General features: G+C 57.5%; 22 protein-coding genes and 1 pseudogene. 17 read left to right on the top strand and 6 right to left on the bottom strand.

Translation table 11 applies throughout. The features are described 5' to 3' along the window. The first annotated feature begins 59 nt into the window (after positions 1–59). Entirely contained in the window at positions 60–407 is a 348-nt protein-coding gene (locus tag NKJ21_RS21320) for a DUF1294 domain-containing protein (protein WP_008807073.1), read from the top strand. Positions 408–416: 9 nt separating this feature from the next. On the opposite strand, the gene NKJ21_RS21315 is transcribed toward NKJ21_RS21320, so the two are convergent. Then, complete coding sequence (locus NKJ21_RS21315) at positions 417–950, bottom strand: lipocalin family protein (RefSeq protein WP_002887259.1); 534 nt, start codon at positions 948–950, stop codon at positions 417–419. Between the two features lie 116 nt (positions 951–1,066). On the opposite strand from NKJ21_RS21315, the gene NKJ21_RS21310 reads away from it, so the two are divergent. The 10 genes from NKJ21_RS21310 to NKJ21_RS21265 all read left to right on the top strand — a co-directional run bounded on the left by NKJ21_RS21310 (position 1,067) and on the right by NKJ21_RS21265 (position 8,881). Next, positions 1,067–1,795, top strand: coding sequence for a MerR family transcriptional regulator (locus tag NKJ21_RS21310; RefSeq protein ID WP_008807075.1), 729 nt, complete (start codon positions 1,067–1,069; stop codon positions 1,793–1,795). A gap of 231 nt (positions 1,796–2,026) precedes the next feature. Continuing rightward, positions 2,027–2,461, top strand: a complete 435-nt coding sequence (locus NKJ21_RS21305; RefSeq protein ID WP_021462626.1) for a nuclear transport factor 2 family protein — start codon at positions 2,027–2,029, stop codon at positions 2,459–2,461. Next, a complete protein-coding gene (locus tag NKJ21_RS21300; RefSeq protein ID WP_023323564.1) occupies positions 2,458–3,177 on the top strand; it encodes an SDR family NAD(P)-dependent oxidoreductase in 720 nt (239 codons plus the stop codon). Before NKJ21_RS21305 ends, NKJ21_RS21300 begins: the two co-directional genes overlap by 4 nt. Further along, complete coding sequence (locus NKJ21_RS21295) at positions 3,174–4,433, top strand: NAD(P)/FAD-dependent oxidoreductase (protein WP_012969050.1); 1,260 nt, start codon at positions 3,174–3,176, stop codon at positions 4,431–4,433. The genes NKJ21_RS21300 and NKJ21_RS21295 overlap by 4 nt, the downstream gene beginning before the upstream one ends. A 1-nt stretch (position 4,434) precedes the next feature. Beyond that, positions 4,435–5,157 (top strand): DUF1365 domain-containing protein, encoded by a 723-nt coding sequence (locus tag NKJ21_RS21290; RefSeq protein ID WP_012969051.1) that lies wholly within the window; start codon positions 4,435–4,437, stop codon positions 5,155–5,157. Further along, positions 5,154–6,374, top strand: coding sequence for a cyclopropane-fatty-acyl-phospholipid synthase family protein (locus tag NKJ21_RS21285; RefSeq protein WP_016160201.1), 1,221 nt, complete (start codon positions 5,154–5,156; stop codon positions 6,372–6,374). Before NKJ21_RS21290 ends, NKJ21_RS21285 begins: the two co-directional genes overlap by 4 nt. After that, positions 6,371–6,856 carry a DUF2878 domain-containing protein gene (locus NKJ21_RS21280; RefSeq protein WP_012969053.1) on the top strand — a complete coding sequence of 162 codons (486 nt, stop codon included), beginning with the start codon at positions 6,371–6,373 and terminating at the stop codon, positions 6,854–6,856. Before NKJ21_RS21285 ends, NKJ21_RS21280 begins: the two co-directional genes overlap by 4 nt. Further along, on the top strand, positions 6,853–7,377 hold the full coding sequence (locus NKJ21_RS21275; RefSeq protein ID WP_012543011.1) for a hypothetical protein: 525 nt from the start codon (positions 6,853–6,855) through the stop codon (positions 7,375–7,377). Before NKJ21_RS21280 ends, NKJ21_RS21275 begins: the two co-directional genes overlap by 4 nt. After that, positions 7,374–7,925 carry a DUF3833 domain-containing protein gene (locus NKJ21_RS21270; protein WP_096834951.1) on the top strand — a complete coding sequence of 184 codons (552 nt, stop codon included), beginning with the start codon at positions 7,374–7,376 and terminating at the stop codon, positions 7,923–7,925. Before NKJ21_RS21275 ends, NKJ21_RS21270 begins: the two co-directional genes overlap by 4 nt. Further along, positions 7,922–8,881: a DUF523 and DUF1722 domain-containing protein gene (locus NKJ21_RS21265; RefSeq protein WP_004178436.1), complete on the top strand. Its 960-nt coding sequence runs from the start codon at positions 7,922–7,924 to the stop codon at positions 8,879–8,881. The genes NKJ21_RS21270 and NKJ21_RS21265 overlap by 4 nt, the downstream gene beginning before the upstream one ends. Positions 8,882–9,247: 366 nt before the next feature. Here NKJ21_RS21265 and NKJ21_RS21260 read toward each other — a convergent pair whose 3' ends face one another. Together NKJ21_RS21260 and xylA are read right to left on the bottom strand one after the other, a co-directional pair. Next, positions 9,248–10,630, bottom strand: a complete 1,383-nt coding sequence (locus tag NKJ21_RS21260; RefSeq protein WP_131027607.1) for a carbohydrate porin — start codon at positions 10,628–10,630, stop codon at positions 9,248–9,250. 269 nt (positions 10,631–10,899) lie between these two features. Further along, positions 10,900–12,219 (bottom strand): xylose isomerase, encoded by a 1,320-nt coding sequence (gene xylA / locus NKJ21_RS21255; RefSeq protein WP_218796176.1) that lies wholly within the window; start codon positions 12,217–12,219, stop codon positions 10,900–10,902. Between the two features lie 426 nt (positions 12,220–12,645). Here xylA and NKJ21_RS21250 point away from each other — a divergent pair, with 426 nt between their 5' ends. The 3 genes from NKJ21_RS21250 to NKJ21_RS21240 all read left to right on the top strand — a co-directional run bounded on the left by NKJ21_RS21250 (position 12,646) and on the right by NKJ21_RS21240 (position 16,937). Further along, positions 12,646–14,085, top strand: a complete 1,440-nt coding sequence (locus tag NKJ21_RS21250) for an MFS transporter (protein WP_074193553.1) — start codon at positions 12,646–12,648, stop codon at positions 14,083–14,085. A 58-nt stretch (positions 14,086–14,143) separates the two neighbouring features. After that, positions 14,144–15,823 (top strand): glycoside hydrolase family 43 protein, encoded by a 1,680-nt coding sequence (locus tag NKJ21_RS21245; RefSeq protein ID WP_023296977.1) that lies wholly within the window; start codon positions 14,144–14,146, stop codon positions 15,821–15,823. A gap of 244 nt (positions 15,824–16,067) precedes the next feature. Then, on the top strand, positions 16,068–16,937 hold the full coding sequence (locus NKJ21_RS21240) for a phosphorothioated DNA-binding restriction endonuclease (protein WP_048267390.1): 870 nt from the start codon (positions 16,068–16,070) through the stop codon (positions 16,935–16,937). Between the two features lie 28 nt (positions 16,938–16,965). Here NKJ21_RS21240 and NKJ21_RS21235 read toward each other — a convergent pair. The 3 genes and pseudogenes from NKJ21_RS21235 to NKJ21_RS21225 form a co-directional block, all read right to left on the bottom strand. Next, a pseudogene (locus NKJ21_RS21235) lies at positions 16,966–17,058 on the bottom strand (type VI secretion system tube protein Hcp); the annotation flags it as partial. A 1-nt stretch (position 17,059) separates the two neighbouring features. Next, complete coding sequence (locus tag NKJ21_RS21230; RefSeq protein ID WP_048267389.1) at positions 17,060–17,326, bottom strand: hypothetical protein; 267 nt, start codon at positions 17,324–17,326, stop codon at positions 17,060–17,062. After that, positions 17,301–17,678 (bottom strand): DUF2778 domain-containing protein, encoded by a 378-nt coding sequence (locus NKJ21_RS21225; protein WP_074192907.1) that lies wholly within the window; start codon positions 17,676–17,678, stop codon positions 17,301–17,303. The genes NKJ21_RS21230 and NKJ21_RS21225 overlap by 26 nt, the downstream gene beginning before the upstream one ends. Before the next feature lie 451 nt (positions 17,679–18,129). Between NKJ21_RS21225 and NKJ21_RS21220 the strand changes: the two genes are divergently transcribed. From NKJ21_RS21220 to NKJ21_RS21210, 3 genes are read left to right on the top strand one after another with little or no spacing between them, the layout of a single operon-like run. Next, positions 18,130–18,804, top strand: a complete 675-nt coding sequence (locus tag NKJ21_RS21220) for a hypothetical protein (protein ID WP_130993856.1) — start codon at positions 18,130–18,132, stop codon at positions 18,802–18,804. A gap of 1 nt (position 18,805) precedes the next feature. After that, a complete protein-coding gene (locus tag NKJ21_RS21215) occupies positions 18,806–19,153 on the top strand; it encodes a hypothetical protein (protein WP_048267385.1) in 348 nt (115 codons plus the stop codon). 2 nt (positions 19,154–19,155) lie between these two features. Further along, positions 19,156–19,635 (top strand): type VI secretion system tube protein TssD, encoded by a 480-nt coding sequence (locus tag NKJ21_RS21210; RefSeq protein WP_004192264.1) that lies wholly within the window; start codon positions 19,156–19,158, stop codon positions 19,633–19,635. Positions 19,636–19,668 lie beyond the last annotated feature (33 nt).

Raw genomic sequence — 19,668 nt, 5'->3', positions numbered from 1 at the left:
CGCCGGTACGGGAAATTGGCTATAGTGGCGCCATTCTTCTGGCCGGCGTGAACGTCCCTATGAATCTGAACCTGGTGTGTTATTCCCTGCTGCTGCTCACCGCCGTGGGCAGCGCCCTGCTGCCCTACCCGCTGGCGATGTGGTTTTTACTGAGCAGCCTTCTGACATGGCTTATCTATGGCGCCGACAAGCTGGCGGCGCGCAAAGCCTGGCGACGGGTGCCGGAAACCACGCTGCTGGTGCTGGGCCTGGCGGGAGGCTGGCCGGGGGCCATCCTCGGCCAGCAGTGCTTTCGCCATAAAACGCAAAAGCAGCCCTTCCGGCGGTGGTTTTTCGTCAGCGTGGCGCTGAACGTGGCGGCGCTGGCCGGGCTGTACGTGGTTTATACCCATCTGCTCAGCCGCTAAGGGGCGAGGCTAGCGCGGCGTCTGGCGGATCCACACCAGGCGATCGACGTCAAAGCCCAGCTCGCGCGCGGTATTCAGGTAATCCTGCTTCACCGCCGCCGGAATGGTGGGGGTGCGCGACAAGATCCACAGATAATCGCGGTTGGGGCCGCTGACCAGCGCGTACTGGTAGTCATCGTCCAGGCGGATCACGTTATAGCCGCCGTAGAATGGCCCGAAGAACGACACCTTCAGCGCCGCGGTGGTGGGGGCGCCGGTGAAGTAGGCTTTTCCGTCGCTCTCATTCCAGCGTTTTTTGACCGGGTCATAACCGCGATTGACGACGCTGATCCCCCCGTCGCTGCGGGCGCCGTAGGTGGCGGTCACCTGCTCCAGGCCTCGCTCGAAGCGATTCTCCAGGCGGGCGACTTCATACCATTTTCCAAGGTAACGGCTGGCGTCAAACCCGCTAATCGGCTGAACGCCCTTCGGCGGGGTGGGCGATTTGCAGGCCACCAGGGTCAACGCGATAGCAACGCCAGTGACAACAGGCCATAGCTTCATGAGAACTCCTTTCATTTACGCGGTAGGGGAAAGTGTAGTGCAAAGCCACTACACTTCACGCCAGCCGACGTGATTCGTAGTATATTGAGAATATTCTTTGTTAACAGGTGGCCTCCATGCCTTACTCCATCGGCGAATTTGCCCGACTATGCGGGATAAATGCGACCACGCTTCGCGCCTGGCAGCGCCGCTATGGCCTGCTCAAGCCGCTGCGCACCGATGGTGGTCACCGTCAGTACAGCGATGACGACGTCCAGCAGGCGCTGAAGATCCTCGACTGGGTGAAAAAAGGGGTACCAGTCAGCCAGGTGAAGCCCCTGTTGTCGCGCCCCGGCGCACGGCGCACCAACAACTGGCTGACGTTGCAGGAGACCATGCTGCAGAGGCTGAAAGAGGGAAAAATCGAGTCCTTGCGCCAGCTGATCTACGACGCCGGGCGCGAATATCCGCGCCAGGAGCTGGTAACCGAAGTGCTGCGTCCGCTGCGCAGCCAGGTCTCCGCCAACGTGCCGGCCATCATGACGCTGCGCGAAATCCTCGACGGCATCATCATCGCCTATACCTCATTTTGCCTCGAAGGCGACAAGAAGGCGCCCGGGGATAACTTTCTGATCACCGGCTGGCACCTGACCGACGCCTGCGAAATCTGGCTTGAAGCGCTCAAACGTACCGGCCAGGGCCATCGCATCGACGTTCTGCCGGTGCCTCCCGCCGCCCTGGCGCCGGAGATTTTCCCCCAGCGCAACTGGCTGCTGGTCACCAGCGGCAAACTTTCCGCCGCCCGCCAGAGGCAGGTCGAACTCTGGCAGCAGCAGGTCGTCTCCCTCGAGGTAATTCCGCTCTAACCCCCTGTTTTCACTTACCCCCACTCTCTGTTCCGCCAGCGCCCGGTGGCGCGGCGGGCGCACGCTTGCCCTTTGCGCCACTCACGATTTTCACCCCTTAAAACACTAATCATAACAACATGATTTTTAACACAAATAAAATATATTTTACCACAAACTTGGACAAATAATTTTATTTGTGTAAGTTTTAAGTATGCCATAACGCCACCCTATCTAGCCAGGATGTGATCCATGAGCACCTCGCCGTCCGTGATTCGTCGTTTCGTTGAGTACTACGCCGGGCTGGACGCGCAGCCGCCCGCGGCGCTGGCCGCGCTGTACCATCCGGACGCGACGCTGAGCGATCCTTTTGGGCAGCATCAGGGGCTGTTCGCCATCCAGCGCTACTTTACCCATCTGCTGGCCAACGTGGAGCAGTGCCGGTTCACCATCGACACGCCGCTCTGCGACGGCCAACGGTTCGCCGTGACCTGGACCATGCACTGGTCGCATCCGCGCATTGCCGGTGGAGAAACCCTGGTCCTGCCGGGGTGCTCGGTGGTGGACATCGCCGGGGAGCAGGTTCTCCATCAGCGCGACTACTACGACGCCGGGGAGATGATCTACGAGCATCTTCCCCTGCTGGGCTGGGCGGTGCGCGGCGTGAAGCGGAGGGTGCGCTCATGATGACGGTACTCATCACCGGCGCCAGCTCCGGGATCGGCGCCGGTCTGGCGAAATCCTTCGCGGCGGATGGCCATCTGGTTATCGCCTGCGGGCGAGATGCTTCGCGCCTGTCGGCGCTCCAGCAGTTCAGCCCCAACATCAGCGGGCGCCTGTTCGATATGACAGACAGGGACGCCTGTCGCCAGGCGCTGACGGGCTGTTTTGCCGACCTGATCATTCTCTGCGCCGGGACCTGCGAATACCTCGACCACGGGCAGGTGGATGCCGCCCTCGTGGAGCGAGTGATGGCCACCAACTTCCTCGGGCCGGTGAACTGCCTGGCGGCGCTGCAGACGCAGCTGGAGGCAGGCGATCGGGTGGTGCTGGTCAGCTCGATGGCGCACTGGCTACCCTTCCCGCGCGCGGAAGCCTATGGCGCCTCCAAGGCGGCGCTGACCTGGTTTGCCAACAGCCTGCGTCTGGACTGGGAGCCGAAAGGGGTGGCCGTCACGGTGGTCTCTCCGGGCTTCGTCGACACCCCGCTGACGCGCAAAAACGACTTCGCCATGCCCGGCCGGGTGAGCGTGGATCGGGCGGTGGCGGCGATCCGCCATGGCCTGGCGAAAGGCCAAAACCACATTGCCTTCCCCACCGGTTTCAGCCTGGCCCTGCGGCTGCTGGCCAGCCTGCCATCGGGTATCCAGCGCCTGCTGTTGCGCAGGATGGTGCGCTCATGAACATCGCCATCATCGGTAGCGGCATCGCCGGGCTGACCTGCGCCTGGCGGCTGGCCGGACACCATCAGGTGACGCTGTTCGAAGCGGGCGCCACGCCGGGCGGCCACACCGCCACCGTGGATGTCGCCACGCCGCAGGGCACCTGGGCCATCGATACCGGATTTATCGTCTACAACGATCGCACCTATCCGCGCTTTATGGGCCTGCTCAGCGAGCTGGGGATCGACGGGCAAAAAACGCAGATGAGCTTCTCGGTTCACAACCCGACCAGCGGCCTGGAGTACAACGGTCACAGCCTGACCTCGCTTTTCGCCCAGCGGCGCAATCTGCTGAAGCCGGCCTTCTGGGGGCTGCTGAGCGAGATCGTCCGCTTTAACCGGCTGGCGAAACTGGCGCTGACCGAGGCGCTGGATCCGGGGGCGACGCTGGAGAGCTTCCTCGCCCGCCACCGCTTCAGCCCCTTCTTCGCCCGCCACTATATTCTGCCGATGGGGGCGGCCATCTGGTCGTCGTCGCTGCAGGAGATGCGTCGCTTCCCGCTGCCGCTGTTTTTACGCTTCTTTGAACACCACGGCCTGCTGGATATTCGCGATCGCCCGCAGTGGTACGTGGTGCCCGGCGGTTCCCGGGAGTACGTTCGCGCCCTGCTCGCCAGGCTCGGCGATCGTCTGGATCTGCGGCTCAACGCGCCGATACAGCAGGTGGACCGTCACCCGACGGGGGTCACCCTGCGGCTGGCGTCCGGGGAGGCGCATTTTGACCAGGTGATCTTCGCCTGCCACTCCGCGCAGGCCCTGGCGATGCTGGCGGCGCCCACCGATTCCGAACGCGAAGTCCTCGGGGACATCGGCTGGCAGCGCAACGAGGTGGTGCTGCACAGCGATCCGCGCTGGCTGCCGGAGCGCCAGCGCGCCTGGGCCAGCTGGAACTATCGCCTGAGCGACGGGGATCGGGCCCGGGCCTGCGTCACCTACAACATGAATATTCTCCAGGGGCTGCCCGCGGACGCGCCGCTGTTCTGCGTCACCCTGAACCCGGACGCGCCGGTGGACGATCGCTACGTCTGGCAGCGCTTCGTCTATGAGCATCCGCTGTTTAACCCGCAAAGCTGGTCGGCCCAGCTGCGGCGCGAAGAGATTAACGGCCAGCAGCGGAGCTGGTACTGCGGGGCCTACTGGTACAACGGCTTTCATGAGGACGGGGTGCGCAGCGCGCTCGACGTGGTGCAGGGCATCGCCGCGGCGGAGGGCAACTGAGATGAACAGCTGCCTCTATCAGGGCGTCCTGCGCCACCGTCGCCTGCAGCCGAAGGCGCACCACTTCGTCTACCGCCTGTTTATGGCCTGGCTCGACCTCGACGAACTGGACAGGCTGCCTGAGGCGGGTATCCGCCGCAACCGCCTGGCCGCCGCCGCCTGGTACGACGCCGATTATCCGCTGGGCGCGCCGCTGAAGACCCAGGTGCTGAACCGTCTGGAGAGCCTGACCGGTTGCCGCCCGGCGGGACGCGTGATGCTCCTGACCCAGCTGCGCTACTTCGGCTTCCATTTTAATCCGGTCAACTTTTACTACTGCTATGACGAGGCCAACATCCTGCGCTGGGTGCTGGCCGAAGTGCGCAACACGCCGTGGAATGAGCGTCATTACTACGCGGTGGACGGCCAGCAGGCGCGCCCGCTGGAGAAAGCCTTTCACGTTTCGCCGTTTAACCCGATGGACATGGTCTATCACTGGCGCTTCAACGCGCCCGGCAAAACGCTGCACATGCATATTGAAAACCATCAGGCCAGTAAGGTGTTCGACGCCACGCTGGCCCTGAGCCGCGTGCCATTGACCCGCGCCAACCTGCGCGGGCTGCTGCTGCGTCTGCCGCTGATGACCCTGAAAACCGTCCTCGCCATCTACTGGCAGGCGCTGCGGCTGTGGCTGAAGCGCGTGCCGCTGTACAACCATCCTGTCAGCAGGAGTGAACGCTCATGACCGATCCCGTCTTTGCGCTTGAACCCGATGTGCCGCGCAACGTGCGGCTCGCGCGCTGGCTGCTCTTTCGTCTGTTGAGCGGCCTCCGCGAAGGCTCGCTCACCGTGCGCGAAGGGGCGCAGACTTTTCATTTTGGCGACCCCGCCGCCGCACTGCGCGCCGAGGCGCGGGTCTGCACGCCGGAGGTGTACTGGCGTCTGCTGACCGGCGGCAGCCTGGCGGCGGCCGAGGCCTGGATGGACGGCGACTGGGAGAGCCACCAGCTGACGGCGCTGCTGCAGATCCTCGCGCGCAACGGCGAGGTGCTGGGGCGTCTGGAGCGCGGCTTTCGTCTGCTGGGCAAGCCCGTCGCCCGCCTGCACCACTGGACCCGCCGCAACACCCGCGCTCAGGCGCGGGAGAACATCGCCGCCCATTACGATCTCGGCAACGAATTTTATGCCCACTTTCTGGATGACGACCTGCTCTACTCCAGCGCGTTGTTTACCGATGACCAGCAGGATCTGACCCAGGCCCAGCGGGCCAAGATGGCGCGCCTGTGCGACCAGCTGGCGCTCACTCCCGGCGATCATCTGCTGGAGATTGGCACCGGCTGGGGGGCGCTGGCCGAGTACGCCGCCCGCCATTACGGCTGCCGGGTCACCACCACCACCCTTTCCCGGGAGCAGCACCGCTGGGCTACCGAGCGCATGGCCCGCGCCGGGCTGCAGGATCGCGTCGAGGTGCTGCTCTGCGACTACCGCGATCTGCGCGGCGAGTACGACAAACTGGTGTCGGTGGAGATGATTGAGGCGGTGGGCCAGCGCTACCTGCCGGCCTTCTTCCGCACCTGCCAGGCGCGCCTGCGCCCGGGCGGCAGAATGGCCCTGCAGGCGATCACCATCCAGGATCAGCGTTACCGCGACTACAGCAAAAGCGTCGATTTTATCCAGCGCTACATCTTCCCCGGCGGCTTTTTGCCCAGCATCACCGCAATGAGCGAGCTGATGACCCGCCATACCGATTTTGTGGTGCGCAACCTGTTCGACATGGGCCCGGATTACGCCCGCACCCTGGCGCACTGGCGGCAGCGTTTTACCCACGCCTGGCAGGATATTGAAAAGCTCGGCTTTGATGAGCGCTTCCGCCGGATGTGGCTCTACTACTTCGGCTACTGCGAAGCCGGATTTAACGCCCGCACCATCAGCGTGGTGCAGCTCACCGCGGAGCGGGTATGACACGCCCGGCGCAGCACCTGCTGATGGCCCTCGCGTTCGATGTTTACTGGACGCTGGTGGTGATGTTGCGCGAGCGCGGCCTGCTGATCTGGCTGACGCTGGCGATCTTCGCCTGGCTGCGGTTGCCGGCGGCCAGTCGTCCGTCCGCCCTGCTGTTGGCCGCGGCGGGCTGCGGCCTGGACGCCTGCTGGGCGCTGGCGGGACTGATCGATTTTCGCGGCGACAGCCTGCTGCCCCTGTGGATGGTGGCCCTGTGGCTGATGTTCGCCGTCGTCTGGACCCGACTGACCCGCGCCACGACGCTTCCCGGCTGGGTGCTGGCCACGGCCGCCACCGTCGGCGGCCCGGTGGCCTACCTGATCGGCGCTCGCCTCGGAGCCATGAGCCTGCTGGTGCCGATGGCGCTTGCCGTGGCCGCCATGGCCTGCGGCTGGCTGGTGCTCATGCTGTTATTCCATCTGGGGATGGGGAGGCGAAAATGAGATTCGCGCTGTTACTGCTGTGGCTGACCACCCTCGCCCCGGCGGCCCACGCCGCCGACTGGCTGACGTGGCGCCGCGTCGGCGAGGCGACCCTCACCTGGGGGCCGTTCACCGTCTATCACTCGCAGCTGCGCACACCCAATGGCCGGTATGACGGCCCGCAGCAGGATCGGGCGCTGATCATCACCTACCGGCGCGACATCGATCGCGACGCGCTGGTGGACGCCACCCGCGACCAGTGGCAGGCGCAGGGCATTCTGCAGCAGGAGCCGCGCAGCGAAGCCTGGCTGCGCATGCTGCAGGGGATCTGGCCGGACGTCGCGCCGGGCAGCCAGCTGGCGTTCGTGGTCAGCGGCGGCGAGGGGCAGTTCTGGTACCGCGCCAGCGCCGCGCAGACCGCCTTTACCCCGCTCGGCCCGCGCCAGTCGGCGGCGTTCAGCACCCGCTTTCTCGCCATCTGGCTCGATCCGCGCACCACTTATCCCGAACTGCGTCAGCAGTTGATCGGAGGTACACCATGAAACGCATTCTGACCCTTGGCCTGGCGCTGCTGATGCTGATCCTCACCGGCTGCAGCACCGAGGTCACGGAGTACCGGCAGCAGCAGCCCGCCCTCGACATTTTCCACTATTTTCAGGGGCGAACCGAGGCGTGGGGGATGGTGCAGGATCGCAGCGGCAAGCAGCTGCGCCGCTTTCATGTAGCGATCGATGGCGACGTCGTCGGCGACACCCTGACCCTCCATGAGCGCTTTGTCTATGACGATGGCGAGAAGCAGCAGCGGGTGTGGCGCATTCGCCGCACCGGCGATAACCGTTATCAGGGCACCGCCGGGGACATCGAAGGCGTGGCCAGCGGCCAGGCGGCAGGCAATGCCTTTCACTGGCGCTACAGCATGAACGTCGAGGCCAGCGGCAGCCGGTGGCTGCTGCACTTTGACGACTGGATGTTCCTGCAGGACGGCAGCCATTTGTTTAACAAAACCGAGATGAAGAAATTCGGCATTACGGTCGCCACCGTGACCCTTTTCTTTACCCGAACCACAGCAGAAGAGAGGACAGCGCCATGAACACGCAACCTGTCATTGGGATCAGCGGATGTTTAACCGGCTCAGCCGTGCGATTCGACGGCGGGCATAAGCGTATGGGCTTTGTGATGGATGAGCTCGCGCAGTGGGTGGCGTTTAAACCCGTCTGCCCGGAGATGGCGATCGGCCTGCCCGTTCCCCGCCCGGCGCTCCGCCTGGTGCAGACCCCGGTCGGGGAGATCCGCATGCGCTTCAGCCACGCCCCGCACGAGGATGTGACGGAGAAGATGGCTGATTTCGCCAGCGCCCATCTGGCAACCCTGGGCGAACTGTCGGGCTTTATCGTCTGCGCCAAATCGCCGAGCTGCGGGATGGAGCGCGTGCGGCTGTATGACGAAAAAGGCAATCGCGGGCGTAAGGAAGGCGTGGGGCTGTTTACCGGCGCCCTGATGGCGCGCTACCCGTGGCTGCCGGTGGAAGAGGATGGCCGGCTGCACGATCCGTTGCTGCGGGAGAATTTTGTCGAGCGCGTTTTCGCCCTGCATGAACTCAACGCCCTGCGCGCCCGCGGCCTGACCCGTCACGGCCTGCTGGCCTTTCACAGCCGCTACAAGCTGCAGCTGCTGGCTCACCACCAGGCGGGCTACCGGGAGATCGGCCCGTTCGTCGCCTCGCTGCATGAATGGGAGGATCTGGAGGCGTTCTTCGAGGTCTATCGCGAAAAGCTGATGGCGATCCTCAAGCAGCCCGCCTCGCGGAAAAACCACACCAACGTGCTGATGCATATTCAGGGTTATTTCCGCGACCAGCTGAACAGCCGCCAGCGCGGCGAGCTGCGGGAGGTGATCCTCAACTATCGCGCCGGGCTGCTGCCGATCCTCGCCCCGCTGACGCTGCTTAAGCACTATCTGGCCGAGTATCCGGATCGCTACCTCCAGGCGCAGAACTATTTTGACCCCTACCCGCAGGATCTGGCCCTGCGCCTGACGGTGAACTGAGGGAGTTGGCCTGAACCAGCTGCCCGGCGGCGCTACGCTTGCGCGGGCCTACGGGGTGTGAGCCTGTGTGAGGGATCGTAGGCCGGATAAGGCATGTATGCCGCCATCCGGCACTACCTCAGGTACGGCGCCTGACCGCCCGGCGGCGCTGCGCTTGCGCGGGCCTACGTTGTGTGAGCCTGCGGGAAGGAACGTAGGCCGGATAAGGCATGTATGCCGCCATCCGGCACTACCGCAGGTACGGCGCCCGACCGCCCGGCGGCGCTGCGCTTGCGCGGGCCTGGGGGGGATCCCGCAGGCCTCCTCAGTCGTAGCCCGGCTAAGCGTAGCGCCAGCCGGGAACGCTCCTTCGACAGCGCTATCGCATCAGAACCACGCCTCAAACATCCCGCCGACGTTCAGCGAATCCAGCTGCTGGTCTTTGGTGTTGTTGACCTTCGCGGTATGCTCGTTGTCCACCTGACCGCCGGTCACGTAGAAGCGCAGCATCGGACGGAACTCCGGCCCCATGCCGATGGCGATGTTCTGCGACAGCGTCAGCTTCCAGCCGTGGTTATCCCCGCCCTGGTCGTAATCCACGCGCTGGTAGCCCGCTTCCAGCCAGGTGGAGTGCACGTCGTTCCAGAAGTACATCGGCCGCACGATGGCGCCGTAGTTTTTACGGTTGTCGGTGTTGTCCTTGCCGTTGTCGTAGTCATGGAAAGCCAGCAGGTATTCGATCTGCGCCTGCTGGGTGAACTTATGGCTGCCCTCGAAGCTGGCGTAGACCGTGGTCAGGTCGTCGGTTTTGTTGTAGACGCTGTTATCCGAGTTGTCGGAGTAGCGCAGGATCACCTTGTTCACCCCGCTGTCGTTGGTGTGGCTCAGCACCAGGCCGCCCTGCCAGGCTTCGAGGCGCGCGTCGCTGTCCACCGCCTTCGAGTCAAAACCGTAGTTGGCGTACACCTCGACGTCGATCGGCCCGGCCTTGATGTTGTGGGTTTTGGTGGTCAGCGCGTAGTGGCCGTTGTCGCCGGTATCGGAGCTACCGGTACAGGTGATGCGCGACGGGTTGGTCTCATCGGCCATCACTTCCGGGCTACAGGATTTCACCTGCGAGACCGTCGCCACGTCAAACTGCACGCCGCCGATATCAAAGTTCTTCACCCCGGCGCCCTGGCCGTCGTGGTTCATCCAGAAGTAGTCGTTGATCCCCTGTTGCGGACGCTGGTGGAAGTCGCGGCCGGCCCAGAGATAGGCGTTGGGGTTGGAGTCGAGGACGTTGGTGACGCCGACGTAGGCCTTCTTCAGGTTAACCTCGTCGCTCCAGTGGTCGAACATCACGTTGAGATCCCAGATAGCCCCCTGCGCGCTTTTGAAGGCCTTGCTGATCTGGAATTCGCCGCCGTTGCTTTCGTTGCCGAGACGGCCGATCGCCGAGGCGCCGTTATAGGAGCCGTCGACGCCGACATATTTCTGGTCGCCGGTCTGGAAGTGGGCTCCATAGCGGGCATAGCCGCTGAACTTGAGGCCGAACGGAATGGCCATATCCGGCGAGGCGGCGGTGGTCTGCGGGTTGGTGATCACGTCGACCTTTTTGTCGGCCGCGGCGTCGATTTTCGCCTGGCGGTCGGCCAGCGCTTTATCAACGGCTTTGGCGACGATGGCGTCGATCTGTTCCTGAGTAAATTCTTGCGCCATTACAGAGGTAAGCGGAAAAAACGCGGCGATAACCGCCATGGTTAATGGAAGCTTTTTTATCATTGTCATGAGTTTCTCAATATAGGTTAATTTTATTCAGACAATAACCAGCCTATTCTGAGCTGACAGAATATGTCGCTATCATCAGAACAAGTTATTTTTTATTTTGTACGGTCACAGAGGCATTACACAATTATCGCTACCTTCCCTCCTTCGCTGATATTAAACAGGTGGTCTTTCGCCACTGACAAAAAACACAGCACGAACAAATAAACGCTATTTTTCGGCTGCAGGCAGACGGCGCAATACATGCCCCCGCAGGGGCATGTCAGCAAAATTCAACCAAAGATATAGGTATTGACGAGATTTTCGAGTAATTCCTGACGCCCGCTGTGAGGCTGCGGATTCAGATTATGCTGCTCAGCGTACCGGGCAATATTATCCAGCGACATCTGCCCGGTCATAATTTTCTGCCCCAGCTCGCTCTGCCAGCCGGCATAGCGTTTTGCCAGACCCTGATCGAGCTTGCCATCCTCAATCATGCGCGCGGCCAGCTTAAGGGACAGCGCCATCACGTCCATGGCGCCAATATGGCCATAGAACATGTCGTATTTGTCGGTGCTCTGCCGACGAACTTTGGCGTCAAAGTTCAGGCCGCCGGTGGTGAATCCCCCGGCTTTGAGGATCTCGTACATCACCAGGGTATTTTCTTCCACGCTGTTCGGGAACTGGTCCGTATCCCAGCCGAGCTGCGCATCGCCGCGGTTGGCATCAACGGAGCCGAAGATCCCCAGCGCGATGGCGCTGGCGATTTCATGGTGGAAAGAGTGCCCCGCCAGGGTGGCGTGGTTGGCTTCAATGTTCACCTTGATCTCATTTTCCAGACCAAACTGCTTCAGGAAACCATACACCGTCGCGACATCGTAATCGTACTGATGCTTGGTGGGCTCCTGCGGTTTCGGCTCGATAAGCAGCGTGCCGCCAAAGCCAATCTTATGCTTGTGCTCCACCACCATCTGCAGGAAGCGGCCAATCTGCTCACGCTCCTGACGCAGGTCGGTATTCAGCAGCGACTCGTACCCTTCGCGGCCGCCCCACAGCACATAGTTTTCGCCGCCGAGCTGGTGGGTGGCGTTCATGGCGGTCACCACCTGCGTGGCCGCCCAGGCAAACACCTCCGGATCGGGGTTGGTCGCCGCTCCGGCGCCGTAGCGCGGGTGGGTAAAGCAGTTGGCGGTGCCCCACAGCAGTTTCACGCCGGTTTGCTGCTGTTTCTCCGCCAGCACCTCGGTCATCACGGCGAAATTGTGCAGATATTCTTTCAGCGACGCGCCTTCTGGCGAGACGTCGACATCGTGGAAGCAGTAATACGGCACGTTGAGCTTGTAGAAAAATTCAAACGCCACGTCCGCTTTGCGTTTGGCCATTTCCAGCGCATCGCCCGCGGCCTGCCAGGGACGCTCAAACGAACCGGCGCCAAACATATCCGCGCCATTCCAGCAGAAGTTATGCCAATAACAGGCGGCAAAACGCAGATGGTCTGCCATGCGTTTTCCCAGCACGATTTCATCCGGATTATAGTGGCGAAACGCCAGCGGATTATCGGTTTTGGGTCCGGCAAAGCGAACGCGATCAACCTGGTCGAAATAGGTTTGCATGATGAACTCCGAAATTGAGAAACAGGAAAATTAACAACTGTGACACATCGTGTATTCTCATCGTCGGTTGCTCAATTACGTTATTTCACTCGGCGATTGAGAAAATGCTCAAATGTGAGCCATCTCGCAAATAAAACTATTTTAAATATCTCGCTTCGCGCGCGTATAGCGTACACTTCCTGGGGAACTCAGGTATCCATACCAAATTAAAATGCCGGTTTTGTCACAATGCCTGCCTGCCCGAAAATTAGCGGCGGATAACGATTCAACGCAGGCGATACAGGCCTTTGCTTCGAGGATCACAGAAGTAAAAAAACATAATTACGTAATTTAAAAACGTAATAGATTCTTCCAGGTCAACTGTGTCAGAAAGTGTTTCACCTACACAAAACAAACCGGAGTCTGCTTAGAATGAGTAAAAACATAATGCACAGTCGGCATGATGAATATCATAAATTAACCCGCGGAGAACGAATTGGTTATGGCATGGGCGACTTTGCGCAAAACCTGGTTTTCGGCACAATTGGGGGTTTTCTGGCTTTGCATATGCTGACGGTAAATACCATCAGCACGGCAACGGCAGGCTTTATTTTTCTTTTTGTCCGTATCATTAATGTGTTTTGGGATCCGATGGTCGGAACCTACGTGGATAAACGAACCTCGAAAGCGGGGAAATATCGTCCCTGGCTGTTACGAGCCGGCGTGCCGCTGGTGATCCTGTCGGCATTACTGTTCGCGCCCATCCCTGGGGTGAAAGGTTCGGTGGCTTTCGCCTTTATTATTTATCTGGCGCTGGACCTGGTTTATTCCTTAGTCAATATTCCCTATGGCTCGCTGAATGCGTCGCTGACCCGCGACCCGGAATCGATCGATAAACTGACCAGTACCCGCATGATGCTGGCCAACAGCGCCAACCTGCTGGTCTATACCCTGTTCCCGATGTTTGTGCAGATGGCGGCGCCGAAAGATCGCAGCCTGAAAGACACCGGCTTTTTTGGCCTTGAGCTGAATCTCGGCAACTATACCGATCCGTCGGCGAACTACGCCTGGTTTGGCGTGTACGCCATCTATATGATCATCGGCGCGGTGGCCCTGTTTATTTGTTATAAATTCACCAAAGAACGCGTTGTCGCGACCGCCGAGCAGACCGCCAACGTCAAAACCACTGACCTTTTCCACGAACTCAGACATAACCGCCCGCTGGTTATTCTCGGCATGTTCTTTATGCTGGCCTTTACCTTCATGTTCTTCATGAACACCGTTAACGGCTTCTTCAACCAATTCGTCGTCGGCCACTCCGAATGGATGGGCGCCGTGGGTCTCGTCGCATCTATTCCCGGTATCGCCTTCCCGGTGTTCTGGCCGAAACTGAAAAAAATCTTTGGTAAAAAAGGCTTCTTCCATCTGTTCCTCGCCATGTTCATCGTCGGCGAACTGCTGACCTACGTCTGGTCACGCGAAGGGATGCACGACGCCCTGTGGCTGGCCTACATCGCCACCTTTATTAAACAGTGGGGCTTAACTTCCGCCACCGGCTTTATGTGGGCGCTGGTACCGGAAGTCATCGCGTACGGCGAATTAAAATCAGGCAAACGCAATGCCGCCATTATCAATGCCATTATGGGACTCTTCTTCAAGATCGGCTTCACCATCGGCGGCGCGATCCCGCTGTGGCTGCTGGCGGTGTATGGATTTAATGAAAGCGGCGCCGTGCAGAGCGCCAGCGCCATCGACGGGATCATTATGACCGCGGTGTGGATCCCGATCGCGCTGGCCGCTATTTCGATGGTGATTATCCAGGTTTATCCGATCTCCGATAAACATGTTACCGACATTAACCGTCAGCTGGATGAGATCCGCGTGTAGTTAAAAAAATTATAAATCAGACCGATTCGTCACTTTCCATTTTAAAAGGTGTAATGAAATGTCACTTATTCAAAACCCGATATTACGCGGCTTTAATGCCGACCCCAGTATTATTCGCGTCGAGGATACGTACTATATTGCTAACTCGACGTTTGAGTGGTTCCCGGGCGTGCGTTTACATGAGTCGAAAGACCTGAAAAACTGGAACCTGCTGCCTTCGCCGCTCTCCACCACCACCCTGCTGGACATGAAGGGCAACCCCTCCTCGGGCGGCATTTGGGCGCCGGCGCTCTCCTGGGCCGATGGGCAATTCTGGTTGGTGTATACCGATGTGAAGGTCACCGAAGGCGCCTTTAAAGACATGACCAACTACCTGACCACCGCGAAGGATATTCGGGGCCCGTGGAGCGACCCGATCAAGCTGAACGGTGTCGGGTTTGACGCCTCGCTGTTCCATGACGACGATGGACGGAAATATATCGTCCAGCAAACCTGGGATCACCGGGAGTACCATCATCCCTTCGATGGCATTACCTTAACGGAGCTGGATACCAACACGCTGAAGTTAATGCCGGAAACCGCGCGCACCATTTACCGCGGCACCGCCGTGGCGCTGGTCGAGGGGCCGCACCTCTATAAACTGAACGGCTACTACTATCTGTTTGCCGCCCAGGGCGGCACCGTGTTTACCCACCAGGAGGTGGTGGCGCGGTCGAAAACCCTCGAGGCCGGCAGCTTCGAAACTGAGCCGGGCGACGTGTTCTTAACCAACGTCGACACCCCGGACAGCTACATCCAGAAACAGGGCCATGGCGCGCTGGTCTCCACCCCGGAAGGCGAATGGTATTACGCCTCGCTCTGCGCCCGGCCGTGGAATCGCCCGGGGGAATCCATCTACGATCCGCGCGGCTGGTCAACCCTCGGCCGGGAAACCGCGATCCAGAAAGTGTACTGGGACGACGAAGGCTGGCCGCGTATTGAAGGCGGTCACGGCGGGAAAACCTTCGTCGAAGGGCCGAAAGACGCCATCTTCACCGAAAGCGCCAGCGATAATAGCCAGCAGGATGACTTTACCTCGCCAGCGCTCGACCCGAACTGGAATACCCTGCGGGTGCCGTTTACGGCCAAAATGGGCACCACCGGCGACGGCAAATTAACCTTAATCGGCCAGGGTTCGTTAGCCAATACGCATGACCTGTCGCTGATTGCCCGCCGCTGGCAGGCCTTCTATTTTGACGCCGCGGTGAAGGTAAAATTCGAGCCCTTCAGCTACCAGCAGATGGCCGGGTTAACGAATTACTATAACGACCGCCACTGGAGCTTTGTCTTCCTGACCTGGAATGAAATTAACGGCAAGGTCATCGAAGTCGGCGAAAATAACCGCGGGAAATACACGTCGTACCTGAAAGATAACGCCATCAAGGTGCCAGACGGCGTGGAATACGTCTGGTTCCGGACTAAGGTCCGCAAGCAGACCTACAGCTATGAATACAGCTTCGATGGCGTGACCTTCACCGAGATCCCGGTCCAGCTGGATGCCGCGGTACTGTCCGATGACTATGTGTTGCAGAGCTACGGCGGGTTCTTTACCGGGGCGTTCGTCGGCCTGGCGGCGGTAGACTACGCCGGGTACGGCACCCAGGCTGAGTTTTATCAGTTCGAGTATCAGGAGCTGGGCGATAGGTTAGCGGCCGATGGGAGCTATAGCTGGGAGGCTGGCGAGACGCGGGATAAGTAAGAGAGAGCGGGCCCACGCTACCGGTGAGGTAGCGTGGGGTTTGTGGAATGCGGGAACGCAACGGTTATGCGTTCCCGATTTTTTTCAGGCTTGCGCCGCAGGAGGTGAACGCGGTCTCCACTCCCACAGCAAGATCCGTCGTAATACTTAAAAAGCGATCCACCTGGAATCGCCGCATCTGGTGGGTTGATCGGCAAGGATTTTGCGAGCATCATCGCATTTATTTAGCTGCCAATGTAACGCTATGCCCTCCAGCACGACCCTGCAACACGCGATCGAGAACATCACCATCTGGCGCAAAGGCGAACAGCGTGCGCCGCATAAGCCACTGCTGCTGCTGTACGTCCTCTCACAGTACCAGCGCGGCCATGCGCGGATGTTCGACTACGCCTCAGAGATACGCGATGAGCTGCATAGCCTGCTGGAACGCTTTGGCCCGCAGCGCCGCCAGTACCGGCCAGATATGCCCTTCTGGCGCCTGAAAGGCGACGGCTTCTGGGAGCTGAAAAACAGCGAACAGTGTTCAACCCAGGCCAGCCGACAGCCGCCCGGCAAAGAGCTGGAGCTCTGTCAGGTCGCCGGCGGCTTTGATGAGCCGCATTTTGCGTTACTCAACAGAAATAAGAAGCTGATCAATACCCTCGCCCATCAGATCCTCGAGGCGCACTTCCCGGAGAGTATTCAGGAAGAACTGGCAGAAGAGATGGGGTTTGATCTGCAGCAGATCCGCAAAGAGCGCGACCCGCATTTTCGCCAGCAGGTGCTGCGCGCCTATAACTATGAGTGCGCGATCTGCGGCTTCAATATGCGCCATGATAATACCTCCGTCGCCCTGGAGGCGGCCCATATCAAATGGAAGCAGCACGGCGGCCCCTGCGAAATCCCTAACGGCCTGGCGCTCTGCGCGATTCACCATAAGGCCTTTGATAAAGGATCTATTGGTCTGGATGAGGATATGCGCATCCAGGTTTCGCCAGCGGTGAACGGCGGGGGCATCGTTGGCAGGCTGTTCTGGGATTTTGATGGTAAGCCGATTACCTTGCCGCAGGGGAAAGAATGTTATCCCCAGGAGGGGTTTGTGGCGTGGCACCGGCGGGAGGTGTTCAGGGGGTGAGGGGGGATGGGGATGGCGATAAGCGGGTTTTGATGCTGCCTTCTCGCTCCTGAACATCAACAGATCCTTTCGTGTCTGCGCCACCATCGTCTTTAAGCCACATATACGGAGGAATTGGCATCTCATTTGCTCCTTATCGTTGAAATTAACTTCAAAGTAATAATGTAGAGTACAGTTGAAAGGCATATCACTATTATTAGCGATATATAAAAGAAAGTGTCATACATCGTATCGGCGTTCACACTCCCGAACAAGAAGTGGCAAATATCCCTTGCGATATCATAATCGAGATAGATTTCCGGCCTTGGAAGTGCACGTCCCAGAACCAAAAACAGCAATATAAAATAAATGATCTTACTTATTTTACGGGCAAGCGTTATTAGAGCCACTGGCAACAACCTCCACCCAACCGCGAGCCATCAGGGAACGCATGCAGGGAACCTGTACTAACGATGTATTCATAAGCGCATTCCGGATCATGGCAAAATCAGAATTATGGGCGATAGTAATACAACCCTCGGAAACCGTACCCGGATGCAAACGGAAGTTACCACGTTTCACACCCTCTACCCACGTCTCATCGTCAATTCCGCGGTCGTCATGCCATAACGCAAACCAATCGCTATTCCCCCGCCGTAGTTCGCGGCAGGACGTAATGAAACGATTGGTGTTAGCCCTGCTTTTATTTATTTTCAAACACTTGGCTATAGCCCCCGCTCTCAGGCCGGAAGCGGATATCACTCTGGTGAATCCGTCAATGTTTGCTCGTGAAGGATATCGACGGCACAACATGATGCTGTCGATGTGTTCACATAAACCGCCTGTTCATGAGTCATAACCTGTTTCTGCCATGAACAAGTCAGAGCAAATACATATAAACCAATAATTTTAACATCCAAATTTTTTACGTATCCAATCACTTATCGAATACTTATATGCGCTTTATTATTTATTAAATTAATACATCTCACACCAAGATAATTCATCATAATAACCCACCGTAAAGTGATACACAATGATGTTTTACGCCTTATTTAAATCAATGGTTCAAAATCGTTTTGCAATACAATTTGTAACAATTAGGTTATGGTAACACTTATCAAGTTATTTATTCTCTTGTAAATTACCATCGATTATTTCTTGCAAAAATGATGTACATCTTCAGTCATTTATTTAAACATAGGATAGCTATATGGCAGACATAGAAGGGATAGCGCGGAAGTTATATAACATCATTATCTCTCCTGATACAGTTACAGGGCTTATCAATGGTGGGTTATCTGTTCCTTTAGATTATGGTTATCTGATTTACGGTATCTTTGATACGGATACAAGATATGAACGTGAAACAGAAAGAATCCGTATGATGACCGCGATAAGACATGACATTCTTAACTATGAAAATATCATTAATGCAGTTAAATTAATCTTTCAGTTATTTAATAAATATCTATCCGAATCAGAACAAGATAGAATATACAGAAGTGTAGTTACCTCTATCGTGGGTAGAATCTCTACGAATATTATCGCATCGAACATCGCTAAAGCCGTTATAGAAAAAACGTCATTTACTTATGTAGTATTTAAGGGGAAAGGGAATCCAATAGCCTTTTTAAGTACTATCCTCTTGTTTGGTGGAATGGCAGAGCGTTCCATCAGGACGTCTGATAAACTCAGGAATGAAGCACCCGAGATATACTCGTTGTTAAGACCCCGCGATTATGATCTTATTTATTTCTTATTTGCCGATGCGGTACAACCTTTTGTGGATGCCATCCATGCAGGGTACACTGAGGGCAACCCCGTGTTCGACAAGATTATGAAAAGAGTGGAAGATCATTTAAATACAAATACTAAGGCTGGGTGATATGAAAAAAATTATCACGCCACTCGTCGATATAGTTCTCTGCACCTATATTATTACTGCATGCTTTATTTGCTTGACTGAGTTTAATAACTGGCAGAATAAAATAATCGCAGTAACGATTACAATCGGCAGCGCTTATATCATCGCCATTGCGTTGAATAGATTTCTGGGAACAAAGATAGGTGTGTTAAGCGGTGTTTTTAATTTACTATCAGGCCCGCTACTCATTATAGGCGCTATTGTTTGCATAGCCTTACTTGACCCCTGGCCGGTTAAGATTATTGGTCTGTTTTTATGGGTCATTATAATGTTTTGTTTACCTTCATTTATAAATAGAGATAAGGAATAATCATGTCAAATCCAGCATATCTTTGGCTAACCGATACAAACGGCTCCCCTATAACGGGTAGTTCTCTCGTTACAGGGCGTATTGGCGCTATTGAATTAAAAGCGGTAACGCACCACCTATCCATTCCTGTGGATGGAAACACCGGGAGATTAACAGGAACCAGAGTACATACACCTATTACGGTACAGAAAGATTTTGATAAAACAACGCCCCTTTTATACAAAGCGCTGAGTGAGAACCAAACATTAAAGTCGGCAACCATAAAGATGTATCAGATCCTTGATGCAGGTGTTGAAAGCGAATATTTTAATATTATATTAGAGAATGTAAAAGTAACCGGAATTACCCCCAACTTATTTCCTGATTCTGGTACAGGCACTCATAGCGAAACGATTCAGTTAAGGTATGAGGCCATCACATGGAAACATTGCGATGGGAATATCATTTACAAAGATTCCTGGAATCATCGGGCAACAGCATAAACTCCCCTTAGACTAAAGGCCATTCAAAAAGTG

The sequence above is a fragment of the Klebsiella sp. SWET4 genome (genome assembly GCF_024296565.1).
GTDB classification, from domain to species: Bacteria; Pseudomonadota; Gammaproteobacteria; order Enterobacterales; family Enterobacteriaceae; genus Klebsiella; species Klebsiella variicola.
The sequence above is the reverse complement of the archived record's forward strand: the minus strand, read 5'-3'. Positions and strand labels throughout refer to the sequence as shown.

What these genes read in the sequence shown, in the direction of transcription:
- NKJ21_RS21245 (WP_023296977.1), top strand. Translation starts at nt 14,144, where the DNA reads ATGTCACTTATTCAAAACCCGATATTACGCGGCTTTAATGCCGACCCC.
- NKJ21_RS21220 (WP_130993856.1), top strand. Translation starts at nt 18,130, where the DNA reads ATGGCAGACATAGAAGGGATAGCGCGGAAGTTATATAACATCATTATC.
- NKJ21_RS21215 (WP_048267385.1), top strand. Translation starts at nt 18,806, where the DNA reads ATGAAAAAAATTATCACGCCACTCGTCGATATAGTTCTCTGCACCTAT.
- NKJ21_RS21270 (WP_096834951.1), top strand. Translation starts at nt 7,374, where the DNA reads ATGAAACGCATTCTGACCCTTGGCCTGGCGCTGCTGATGCTGATCCTC.
- NKJ21_RS21300 (WP_023323564.1), top strand. Translation starts at nt 2,458, where the DNA reads ATGATGACGGTACTCATCACCGGCGCCAGCTCCGGGATCGGCGCCGGT.
- NKJ21_RS21290 (WP_012969051.1), top strand. Translation starts at nt 4,435, where the DNA reads ATGAACAGCTGCCTCTATCAGGGCGTCCTGCGCCACCGTCGCCTGCAG.
- NKJ21_RS21320 (WP_008807073.1), top strand. Translation starts at nt 60, where the DNA reads ATGAATCTGAACCTGGTGTGTTATTCCCTGCTGCTGCTCACCGCCGTG.
- NKJ21_RS21310 (WP_008807075.1), top strand. Translation starts at nt 1,067, where the DNA reads ATGCCTTACTCCATCGGCGAATTTGCCCGACTATGCGGGATAAATGCG.
- NKJ21_RS21305 (WP_021462626.1), top strand. Translation starts at nt 2,027, where the DNA reads ATGAGCACCTCGCCGTCCGTGATTCGTCGTTTCGTTGAGTACTACGCC.
- NKJ21_RS21285 (WP_016160201.1), top strand. Translation starts at nt 5,154, where the DNA reads ATGACCGATCCCGTCTTTGCGCTTGAACCCGATGTGCCGCGCAACGTG.
- NKJ21_RS21280 (WP_012969053.1), top strand. Translation starts at nt 6,371, where the DNA reads ATGACACGCCCGGCGCAGCACCTGCTGATGGCCCTCGCGTTCGATGTT.
- xylA (WP_218796176.1), bottom strand. Translation starts at nt 12,219, where the DNA reads ATGCAAACCTATTTCGACCAGGTTGATCGCGTTCGCTTTGCCGGACCC.
- NKJ21_RS21265 (WP_004178436.1), top strand. Translation starts at nt 7,922, where the DNA reads ATGAACACGCAACCTGTCATTGGGATCAGCGGATGTTTAACCGGCTCA.
- NKJ21_RS21210 (WP_004192264.1), top strand. Translation starts at nt 19,156, where the DNA reads ATGTCAAATCCAGCATATCTTTGGCTAACCGATACAAACGGCTCCCCT.
- NKJ21_RS21315 (WP_002887259.1), bottom strand. Translation starts at nt 950, where the DNA reads ATGAAGCTATGGCCTGTTGTCACTGGCGTTGCTATCGCGTTGACCCTG.
- NKJ21_RS21295 (WP_012969050.1), top strand. Translation starts at nt 3,174, where the DNA reads ATGAACATCGCCATCATCGGTAGCGGCATCGCCGGGCTGACCTGCGCC.
- NKJ21_RS21240 (WP_048267390.1), top strand. Translation starts at nt 16,068, where the DNA reads ATGCCCTCCAGCACGACCCTGCAACACGCGATCGAGAACATCACCATC.
- NKJ21_RS21275 (WP_012543011.1), top strand. Translation starts at nt 6,853, where the DNA reads ATGAGATTCGCGCTGTTACTGCTGTGGCTGACCACCCTCGCCCCGGCG.
- NKJ21_RS21260 (WP_131027607.1), bottom strand. Translation starts at nt 10,630, where the DNA reads ATGACAATGATAAAAAAGCTTCCATTAACCATGGCGGTTATCGCCGCG.
- NKJ21_RS21250 (WP_074193553.1), top strand. Translation starts at nt 12,646, where the DNA reads ATGCACAGTCGGCATGATGAATATCATAAATTAACCCGCGGAGAACGA.